Source organism: bacterium (genome assembly GCA_040757115.1).
In the GTDB taxonomy this organism is placed as follows: Bacteria; UBA9089; CG2-30-40-21; order CG2-30-40-21; family SBAY01; genus JBFLXS01.
The window spans coordinates 1-8,342 of sequence record JBFLYA010000127.1; the positions used below are offsets into that span (position 1 = coordinate 1).

The window sequence follows — 8,342 nt, forward strand, 5'->3', positions numbered from 1 at the left end:
CCTTAATTTTGATATTTGCTCTTTGATTTTTGATATGATATTTGATATGTCATTTTGCATTTTAATATTTAATTTTTGATTTTGTATTACACAACTTGTTGTGTTTGAAGTGGTTTCGCACTAAGTCTGTACCATTCATTTGTGCTCTCTGACCACGCTAAACAGGTACTGACCTGTGGTCAGGATTAGTTTGTGCATAATGATTAGATTGATTCTCTTCCTTTTCAATAATATATTTCAATTCGTTTTTCAATACAGGAATATCCCTTTCAACCGCATCCCAAACAGCATCTATATCTACATCTAAATAATCGTGTATCAATTTGTCCCTCATTCCAGCCATTTTCTTCCGGGTATATTCGGATATTTATCTCTAATTGCTGAGTCAATTTTTTAGTTGCTTCTCCAATTATTTCCAGTTCTCTTATAACACCTGCTTGAATCAGATTACTATTCATGAAATTACTGTAGTTTACTTCTTTAGTGTAGTCTTCAATGCGGTGTATAGCATCAAAAATGTCTTTTAAGTAGATAGTGTCATCCTTATTCATTCGTATATCACTTTCATTTCCTTTTTAATCCTGCCAATGAGGTATGGACTTATAGACCTCTCTGTGAGCAAATCGACCTTAATACCCAGGGTATCAGACAGTTCCTGCTCTATTCCAACAAGGTCAAGCAAACTTTTTCTTTCCGAAAATTCAACAATAATATCTATGTCGCTTTCTGGCTTTTCATCTCCTTTTACATAGGAGCCAAATAGTGCGGCCTTTTTTACTCTGTGTTTTCTCAGCACCCGAATAATGTTTCTTTGAATATTTTCAACTTGAGGATTCATCTTCTACCACCTCACGGCTATTTGTGGAGTAATTTGAGCACCGTCAGTACGGTATTCAGGTTAGACCTCGAAAGCAGAATTAACTATAACTGATAGAAATTTGCTTTCTGGAGCATTTTTTGCTTCGCAACATTTTGCTTACGCAACATTCTTACGAATTCTCGCTTTGCTCGAATTCGGATGTTACCTTCACTTTTGCCCATTATGGGAATATATTACCATAATCTTTCCCTATTGTCAACAAAATTCTTATCGGTTTCCGTAAGGCGTTAGCTATTGGTGGGAGAAAGGCACAAAGATTAAATTTCTCGCAAAGACGCAAAGAACACAAAGTACTCAGAAATTCCAAATTTCAAGCACCAAATTACAAATAAATTCCAAACACCACATTCTATTCGTTCAGAGTTCATTGTTTAAGACTCCTGGTTTATTCGTTCAACGAATAATGATAAATGGATTGATGTGGAAGTTTAAATTTTAGCCATTGGGATTTATTTGTCCTTTGGAATTTGTGATTTGAAATTTCTTTGAGTCCTTTGCGTCTTTGCGAGAGGAATATCTTTTACCACCGATAACTGACCCATTACTCGGTTTCTTTAGTCCTTTGCGGTAAACAGGCTATAGATGGTGATACAGCCCAGGTTGGGCATGAATTGGCTGAGTTCTTAGATATAACGCAGGGCTCTTATGTGCGTAAGATATGCTCATTCAATCAAACCCCCACTGCAACTATGGTTGTAGAGAGGGTGTTAGAGGATGGCTATGAGGTGCTTGAGGTCTCCTTACCAGCCTTATTTACTTGATAATCTGCGAAAATCTACATCCCATATCCAATCCTAAATTCATTTAATAATCCCAATCTTTCCTATCTTCTTTCCTCCACCTCCGCCGGTGATGCAGTAGATATAGATACCTGAAGCAAGGTTTTTGCTTTGAATATCCCATTTCGGATGGCATTCGGTTACAGGTATCTCATCTATTAATTCACCGACAATGTTGTAAATCCGAATAGTTGAACCTTCGCTAACCCTGTCAAAATAGATATACCTTCCTCCATATTTTGAATCGCCTTTCTTCCATGGACCTGGATAGGCAAAGACATCATTGTTTGTTGGGGTAAAGATTACGCCTCCTGAGGTAAAGGTTGTAAAAGGTAGTAAAATAAAACTCCGTAGAGTAAACTTATCTATCAAAAAGTCAAGCGGAAGTGTAAGGACAGGGCTTGTCCCTGTCCATTCCGTAAGCGGACAACCACAAGGGTTGTCCCTACAACCCTAATTGCATGCAAATACACTGTAGCGGGATTTTCCGTGTTTCATCCGTGTTCATCCGTGGCTGAACAGTTACGATTTTTTAGTATAATAAATAGCGGTTCCTGGGGAATTGAAATAATAGTTTTTTGTAACAGAAATGGTAACTATTCACCACGAAGAGCACGAAGGACACGAAGATGTTACAGAACAAATCTCTTTATGCCTTCTTCCAATCTTTCCACGTGAATTCAAACAAACATGGCTCAAGAGTTCGATGCACCGCTATAGTGCATCCAATGACTCTATTCGATAATTTGTAACCGTTCAGGTCTTGAGTTACTAATATTGATTGAGATTTCGGAACACTTACAAAATATTGAATGTAGAATGTTCAAAGTATAAAAACGGCCAAACAGAAAAATCCAGAAACTTCATCATTCTACATTCAGTATTCTACATTCGATATTCAATATTATTCTTGTGTTACCTGAACGATTACGATAATTTATCAAATTTCACTTCGTGTCCTTCGTGGTGAATAATTACCTCTATCTTTTATCTTTGCGGGTATTGCTCTGCTTGAGGGTTTTCCTCGCAATCTATGCGCTATACCTGTATTACCTTCAACCTTAACCCTTTTACCAGCCTTTTTATTTGCCTTTTGCTTAAACCTAAAATATCTGCTGCTTCTGTCTGTTTTAGCTGTTTGTCCAATACCTTGCAAATTACATGTAATTGCCTCAGCTCCTTTTGATTCAACATGATAATATCCTTTTCTGCCATAACATACTCCTTTTTTGAAAGATATTATAGCATCCTTAGGGGACATTTTCATTTTGGTAAAAGGTGACATTATCATATTGGGATGACAGAAAAAAAAAGTTGACAGGAAACTGGAATTATGTTATGATAAAAATGTTTCCTGCGAACAGACTTCTAAAATTGACTAAAAAGGAGATAAAAAATATGGCTACATATACCTTGCCGCGAACAACCTATGATTTATTAACAGAGGCATTAGGAGAAAAACAAAAGGCAGAGATTTTTGCTAAGTCAATAGAGTCAGTAATTGAAGCAATTGAGAAGAAGGCAGAAGAGATAATCGTAGAAAAGAAGAGCCAGATAAAAACTGAATTAAAAGATGAATTAAGAAATGAGCTGGTAACAAGAGAATTATTTGATGAAAGATTTAAAGCCCTTGAACATAATGAGCTGGTAACAAGAGAGTTATTTGATGAAAGATTTAAAACACTTGAACATGAGGTGAATGAAAGATTTAAGGTTGTAGATGAAAAATTCAAGGCTCTTGAAAGTAAGATGGAGGAAAAATTTAATGTTGTAGATGAAAGATTCAAGGCTCTTGAAAGTAAGATGGAGGAAAGATTTAATGTTGTAGATGAAAGATTTAAGATTGTAGATGAGAAGTTCAAAAGCCTTAACTTTAGGCTTAATATCTTCATCGCCATTGCCCTTATTGCCCTAACCTTTGCTAATCCTACTTTTGTGAAACTAATAGAAAAGGTTTTTGGGATTTAAGGCGGTAAGGGATTAGTGATTTGGGATAAAAGAAATCCTGTAACCGTTCAGATAGTAATTCACCGCAGAGACGCAAGAGTTCGCAGAGAAGACATAGAAATAAATTAGATAACATAAAAGATTATTGATGCAGACAGGGAAATACCTCTGACCTGCTTGCCGAATGTTCAGCAGGCAAGCCAGATTGGTTAATAATTTTAATGTTGCTGGACTCAAGAGATTGCCCTGATGAGAATCCTTATCCTTACCCACAAATTTTAGTGGACACCGTGAAGCGTGAGAAGAAAGGAGTTTTAATAATTGACAATTGACAATTCACCCATTCACCATTATTAAGAAAATTTAGGGAAAAAATTGTGAATTGTGAATGAATGCATAGTTAATAATATTGTCCAGTAAAAGATGAAGGAGGTTGAATAAAATTGGAAAAGGTAAGCATTGGAGTAATTGGAGGCAGTGGATTATATCAAATGGAGGAATTAAAGGAGATTGAGAAAAAACAAGTCCCTACCCCCTATGGTCTTCCTTCTAATGATATTGTCATTGGTAGATTGGGAGAAAAGAAGGTTGCTTTTTTACCCAGGCATAAAGAAGGACATTGTATTATGCCAACGGAGATAAATTCAAGGGCAAATATTTATGCCTTAAAATCATTAGGCGTTGAGCGGATAATTGGCGTAAGTGCGGTAGGTAGTTTAAAAGAAGAATTGAAACCACTGGATATAGTTATTCCAGACCAATTAGTTGACCGAACTTTAGGTCTAAGACAACATACTTTCTTTGGAGAAGGTGCTGTTGGACATATAAGTTTTGCCGACCCTTATTGTCCAGAATTAAATAAGTTATTGTATGAAACTGGAAAAGAATCAGGCTACACGATTCATCAAGGCGGAATTTATATCTGTATCGAAGGACCACAGTTTTCCACCCGGGCGGAATCTAATATTTATCGAAAGTGGGGATGTGATATTATTGGTATGACTAACATCCCGGAGGCGAGATTGGCGCGTGAGGCGGAAATTTGCTATGCGACGATTGCTTTAGTTACGGACTACGATGTCTGGCATGAAACCGCAGAAGATGTAACCATAGAAATGGTCATAAATAATCTGATGAAAAATGTCGAGCATGCAAAACAGATGATTAAAAAGATAATTACTCAAGTTCCCGATACCCGGCATTGTGTCTGTGCCACAGCACTTAAAGATGGAATAATTACAAAATCTGAATTAATTCCTCAAAGCACCAAAGAGAAATTAAAACTTATAATTGGAGAGTATTTGTAAGACATAACGATTACCTGAAAAAAAAAGGGCAATCCCACTTCCGTGGAAGATTGCCCCTTTTTTTTGTCTTAATTCCCCTTTTTATTGTCTATCTTGAAATTGTCACTGGACATGGTGAGGGACATTTCGTCCTTATTACTGGACATTTAGTTTGCTCTTCTGGACATCTCGTCCTTATCATCGGACATTTTGTCTTTATTACTGGACATTTAGTTTGCTCTTCTGGACATCTCGTCCTTATCATCGGACATTTTGTTGGTTCTTTTGGACATCTTGTCTGAATCACTGGACATTCAGTCCTTCTCACTGGACATTTGGTTTGCTCTTCTGGACATCTCGTCCTTATCATCGGACATGTGGTCCTTATTGGTTGTTGGGTGATATTACACGGGGGACATTGTGTATCTACAATTGGACATCGGGTTCTTATCTCAGGACATTTCGTCTGAATCACTGGACATTTAGTTGTCACTATTGGACATTTGGTGTTAATTGGTTCTTGAGTGATATTACACGGGGGACATTCTGTTTCTACAATTGGACATCGGGTTTTCATCTCCGGACATTTAGTCAGCACTGGTGGACATTTTGTTTCTGCTTCTGGACAGCGAGTAAGCGGTTGTGGACACTTAGTCCTTTCTACCGGACATTTGGTGTTAATTGGTTCTTGAGTGATATTACACGGGGGACATTCTGTTTCTACAATTGGACATCGGGTTTTCATCTCCGGACATTTAGTCAGCACTGGTGGACATTTTGTTTCTGCTTCTGGACAGCGAGTAGGCAGTTGTGGACACTTAGTCCTTTCTACAGGACATTGGGTGTTAATTGGTTCTTGAGTGATATTACACGGTGGACATTCTGTTTCTACAATTGGACATCGGGTTTTCATCTCCGGACATTTAGTCAGCACTGGTGGACATTTTGTTTCTGCTTCTGGACAGCGAGTAGGCGCTTGTGGACACTTAGTCCTTTCTACGGGACATTGGGTGTTAATTGGTTCTTGAGTGATATTATGCGGTGGACATTCTGTTTCTACAATTGGACATCGGGTTTTCATCTCCGGACATTTAGTCAGCACTGGTGGACATTTTGTTTCTGCTTCTGGACAGCGAGTAAGCGGTTGTGGACACTTAGTCCTTTCTACAGGACATTGGGTATTGACAGGTTCTTGAGTTGGAAATTGTGGTTCTGGTTCATTAGCTTGAACAACAACAATTCCAGTATTGTTGAACTGTAAGGCTGACTTTAAAGTGGATTTATAGAGTGGAGAATCATTCGCATCTTCAAAACTGCTGGCTTGTTGAACTCCAAAAGTCAAACTTCCTACCATCACAGCCGTTAACCATAGTAACCGTTTATTCATTTTATTTCACCTCCTTTCTTTTGGTAATTGGTAACTGGTGAATGGTAATTAGTTAGCAATTACCATTTAACCGATTACTTACTTTATAATTTCGTGAAGCCCTATTTTAGCACAACACTCTCAGATAAAACCTGTTCCTGTCCCTGATTAAATCAGGGATTCAGGAATTGAGTGTTGAGTGGTAATTAAACTACCAATGAGTTAGTATAGCATATTTTCTATTCAGTGTCAATCTTTTTTTTATACCAAAATTAAAAAAACTTAATTTTTTTAATTGACATTCCGATATTAATAATGTATAATAAAATAAGGTTGATGATATAAAGGGGTGAATAAAAATCTTGGAAAAAGAAATTAAGCAAAAAAAGAAAGAGGAAATTACTTCTCCAGAAACAGGAAGGAAAAAACTTAGACTGGGCGAAATGTTAGTTGAACGGGGAATTATCAATTATACCCAGCTTAATGAGGCGCTATCGGTCCAGAAGAAAAGAGGAGATAGATTGGCGTGTATCCTGGTAGAATTAGGTCTTATGAAGGAAGATGATATTGCAGATTTCTTTTCACAAGAATTAAAAATACCGAGAGTAAAGGCAAAAGATTTAGATAAAATTGAACTGAGCGTAAAAAATATTATACCCGAAAATATTATGCGACGGGAATTAACTCTACCAATAAGTAAAAAGGACAATATATTAGTTGTAGCGTTAGTTGACCCTCTAAATGTTATTGCCATTGATGAAGTAAGGTCACGAACTGGGTGTGAAATTAAAACAGTTGTTGCGACGGAAAGAGAAATAAGAAATGCCATCGAAAAACATTATGGAAAAATCATCTCTATGGATGATTTGGTTAAAAAGATGGAGCATAAAGATGAGGTAGAAGTAGTTAAAGAAGAGGTAGTTATCCAGGAGGAAGATTTAAGTAACTTAGTAAAGAAAGGGACAGAACCATCCATTGTTGATTTAGTAAATTATATATTAGTCGATGCTATCAAATCAAGAGCATCAGATATACATATTGAGCCACAAGAAAAGTCTGTTAGACTGCGTAATAGAATTGACGGCGTGTTATATACAATTCCATCTCCACCTAAACGATTTCAAAATGCAATTATCTCAAGAATAAAAATTATGGCAGGAATGGATATTGCCGAGCATAGATTACCACAAGATGGTAGATTTAAAGTTCGGTATGAAAAAAGGGATATAGATTTCCGTGTATCAGTTATTCCAACTACTTATGGAGAAAAAGCAGTTTTAAGAATCCTTGATGCTAGTAATCTGTGTTTAGAGTTAGATGAGTTAGGTTTTGAACCAAAGGCATTACCACTTTATAAAAAATATATCCGTGCACCTCATGGAATTATCTTAGTCACAGGACCAACCGGATGTGGGAAATCTACCACCCTTTATTCGACCTTAAGAACGATAAATTCAGAGGATCAAAATATAGTAACAGTTGAAGACCCAATAGAATATCTTTTGCCAGGAATAAGTCAGGTTCAGGTCAGAACAGAAATAGGATTAGATTTTACAGATGGACTGCGGCATTTTTTACGGCAAGACCCTGATATTATTATGGTAGGTGAAATAAGAGACCGTGAGGCGGCGGAAGTAGCCATCAATGCCGCTTTAACTGGACATCTGGTATTTTCTACTTTGCATACTAATGATGCCGCAGGAGCAGTAACTCGATTACTTAATATGGGAATAGAGCCATTTTTAATCTCATCCACTATCTTGTTAAGTATTGCTCAACGATTAGTTCGAAAAATATGTCCAGAATGTAAAGAGTCTTATGAAGCATCCACGCAGACCTTGCGTAGTGTAGGAATTAAAGTTGAAGGAGATAAAAAATTTCCTTTATATCGCGGTAGAGGCTGTGATAGATGTAACAATGTTGGCTACAAAGGCAGAATTGGTGTATATGAAGTAATGATTATTAATGATGATATTCGCCAGCTTATTTTGAACCGTGAACCGGCACAAACAATTAAAGAATTAGCAGAAGAGATGGGAATGATTTCTTTAAGAGAATCGGCATTAAGAAAAGTAATCCGCGGA

General features: G+C 37.0%; 11 protein-coding genes. 4 read left to right on the plus strand and 7 right to left on the minus strand.

All coding sequences use genetic code 11. The features are described 5' to 3' along the window. Positions 1-157: 157 nt before the first annotated feature. Genes AB1422_11720 through AB1422_11730 form a run of 3 tightly spaced genes read right to left on the minus strand, consistent with a single transcriptional unit; the run spans position 158 to position 838 of the window. On the minus strand, positions 158-343 hold the full coding sequence (locus AB1422_11720; protein MEW6619983.1) for a HepT-like ribonuclease domain-containing protein: 186 nt from the start codon (positions 341-343) through the stop codon (positions 158-160). After that, positions 270-551 carry a HepT-like ribonuclease domain-containing protein gene (locus AB1422_11725; protein MEW6619984.1) on the minus strand — a complete coding sequence of 94 codons (282 nt, stop codon included), beginning with the start codon at positions 549-551 and terminating at the stop codon, positions 270-272. Before AB1422_11725 ends, AB1422_11720 begins: the two co-directional genes overlap by 74 nt. Continuing rightward, positions 548-838 (minus strand): nucleotidyltransferase family protein, encoded by a 291-nt coding sequence (locus AB1422_11730; protein MEW6619985.1) that lies wholly within the window; start codon positions 836-838, stop codon positions 548-550. Before AB1422_11730 ends, AB1422_11725 begins: the two co-directional genes overlap by 4 nt. Before the next feature lie 575 nt (positions 839-1,413). Here AB1422_11730 and AB1422_11735 point away from each other — a divergent pair. Beyond that, positions 1,414-1,641 (plus strand): hypothetical protein, encoded by a 228-nt coding sequence (locus AB1422_11735; protein MEW6619986.1) that lies wholly within the window; start codon positions 1,414-1,416, stop codon positions 1,639-1,641. Between the two features lie 39 nt (positions 1,642-1,680). Here AB1422_11735 and AB1422_11740 read toward each other — a convergent pair whose 3' ends face one another. Both AB1422_11740 and AB1422_11745 read right to left on the minus strand, forming a co-directional pair. Beyond that, positions 1,681-2,031: a T9SS type A sorting domain-containing protein gene (locus tag AB1422_11740; protein ID MEW6619987.1), complete on the minus strand. Its 351-nt coding sequence runs from the start codon at positions 2,029-2,031 to the stop codon at positions 1,681-1,683. 568 nt (positions 2,032-2,599) lie between these two features. Next, a complete protein-coding gene (locus AB1422_11745) occupies positions 2,600-2,920 on the minus strand; it encodes a hypothetical protein (GenBank protein MEW6619988.1) in 321 nt (106 codons plus the stop codon). A 77-nt stretch (positions 2,921-2,997) separates the two neighbouring features. Between AB1422_11745 and AB1422_11750 the strand changes: the two genes are divergently transcribed. Then, positions 2,998-3,627: a hypothetical protein gene (locus tag AB1422_11750; GenBank protein ID MEW6619989.1), complete on the plus strand. Its 630-nt coding sequence runs from the start codon at positions 2,998-3,000 to the stop codon at positions 3,625-3,627. Between the two features lie 12 nt (positions 3,628-3,639). On the opposite strand, the gene AB1422_11755 is transcribed toward AB1422_11750, so the two are convergent. Further along, entirely contained in the window at positions 3,640-3,879 is a 240-nt protein-coding gene (locus tag AB1422_11755; protein ID MEW6619990.1) for a hypothetical protein, read from the minus strand. A gap of 170 nt (positions 3,880-4,049) precedes the next feature. Between AB1422_11755 and mtnP the strand changes: the two genes are divergently transcribed. After that, positions 4,050-4,913: an S-methyl-5'-thioadenosine phosphorylase gene (gene mtnP, locus AB1422_11760; protein MEW6619991.1), complete on the plus strand. Its 864-nt coding sequence runs from the start codon at positions 4,050-4,052 to the stop codon at positions 4,911-4,913. Positions 4,914-5,001: 88 nt separating this feature from the next. Here the strand turns inward: mtnP and AB1422_11765 are convergent, their stop codons facing one another. Then, positions 5,002-6,279 (minus strand): hypothetical protein, encoded by a 1,278-nt coding sequence (locus AB1422_11765; GenBank protein ID MEW6619992.1) that lies wholly within the window; start codon positions 6,277-6,279, stop codon positions 5,002-5,004. A 341-nt stretch (positions 6,280-6,620) separates the two neighbouring features. Here AB1422_11765 and AB1422_11770 point away from each other — a divergent pair. Beyond that, the coding region (locus AB1422_11770) for an ATPase, T2SS/T4P/T4SS family (protein ID MEW6619993.1) at positions 6,621-8,342 on the plus strand (1,722 nt) is incomplete at its 3' end.

Bases quoted from the DNA above. Each gene is read 5' to 3' on its own strand.
- AB1422_11720 (MEW6619983.1), bottom strand. From the start codon at position 343: ATGGCTGGAATGAGGGACAAATTGATACACGATTATTTAGATGTAGAT.
- AB1422_11725 (MEW6619984.1), bottom strand. From the start codon at position 551: ATGAATAAGGATGACACTATCTACTTAAAAGACATTTTTGATGCTATA.
- AB1422_11730 (MEW6619985.1), bottom strand. From the start codon at position 838: ATGAATCCTCAAGTTGAAAATATTCAAAGAAACATTATTCGGGTGCTG.
- AB1422_11745 (MEW6619988.1), bottom strand. From the start codon at position 2,920: ATGTCCCCTAAGGATGCTATAATATCTTTCAAAAAAGGAGTATGTTAT.
- AB1422_11750 (MEW6619989.1), top strand. From the start codon at position 2,998: ATGATAAAAATGTTTCCTGCGAACAGACTTCTAAAATTGACTAAAAAG.
- AB1422_11765 (MEW6619992.1), bottom strand. From the start codon at position 6,279: ATGAATAAACGGTTACTATGGTTAACGGCTGTGATGGTAGGAAGTTTG.